This window comes from Vibrio sp. 1288 (genome assembly GCF_033344475.1).
Window position 1 is genome coordinate 1 of the sequence record NZ_JAWPOX010001017.1, and the last position, 540, is coordinate 540.

The window sequence follows — 540 nt, forward strand, 5'->3', positions numbered from 1 at the left end:
GTTTGAAAAACATTTGGGCTTAATCGTCAAATCAAATAATATCGATTCTATCGCATCTAACTATTTGGGTATTCTCACCCACGTAGCTCAAAACGACTGCATCGGAGTCATTCCGCTATCTTTGGCAAAAAAATGGGGAAAAACCTTTAATATTAAGCATTTTACTTCCCCTTCTAGCGCTTGCTTTATTCAATATCAAATCGCATACCACCAACGAAAAGTGAACTGTAAAAGGCATGGAGCGATGCGAGCATTGATAAAATCTAGAGTATTAGAAGATCAACAACGTATCATTTAATCAATTGATTCCTCCCTACTTTTCAACAGATTTTATTGACAAAAAAGCCGTTGTTCATCAACGGCTTTCTTTTCACTTTCATTGCTTTAATACAACCGATTGATGAGAAAAGCTAAAAAGCGATACCTATCACGGCTTCCAACATTTTTAACTCTTCATGAGTCAAAAAATCTGTCGATTGCCTGCTGAGCACACTGCTATTGAATTCAACTATTGCTACATTCTGTTGCTCGTCTTTTTCA

1 pseudogene is annotated in these 540 nt (G+C 36.5%); it reads left to right on the top strand.

Annotation, left to right across the window (positions count from 1 at the left end):
- A pseudogene (locus tag R8O11_RS30660) lies at window positions 1–298 on the top strand (LysR family transcriptional regulator); the annotation flags it as partial.
- Between the last annotated feature and the right edge of the window lie 242 nt (window positions 299–540).